The 367-nt window shown below is 68.9% G+C and carries 1 protein-coding gene; it reads right to left on the bottom strand.

What is annotated here, in order from left to right:
• On the bottom strand, nt 1–367 hold a 367-nt coding region (locus Q664_RS58740; RefSeq protein ID WP_043414900.1), incomplete at both ends, for a helix-turn-helix domain-containing protein.

Below are 367 nucleotides of genomic sequence, written 5' to 3'. Positions count from 1 at the left end.
TTTCCAGCCCAGCTCGTCCATGCCAATGACTTGCAGCCCCTCCAGGCGCTCGGGCGACAGCCGCTCCTCCACCACCCGCTCGATGATGGTGCCCACCGTGCGCCAGTTGATTCCCAGCAGGCGGCAGATGGACGACTTGTCCAGCCGTTGCGCCTGCCAGGCCACCAGCTCCTCGAAGGCGTGCGTGAAGCTCGAGTCGTGCGCCGCCCAGGGCACCCGCTCCACCCTTACTCCATGTGCCCGGCAGCGCACCCGGCGCGGGGCATAGTGCAGCCAGAAGATGGTTTCTCCCAGCGCCAGGTGCCGCCACAGCCGCCCAGGTTTCGTGTCGTAGCCTGGGGCGGGCCGGCCGCACACTCCACAGCGC

Origin of the sequence: Archangium violaceum Cb vi76 (assembly GCF_000733295.1) — a bacterium.
Taxonomy (GTDB): domain Bacteria; phylum Myxococcota; class Myxococcia; order Myxococcales; family Myxococcaceae; genus Archangium; species Archangium violaceum.
This window is presented reverse-complemented; position numbering and strand designations above follow the sequence as displayed.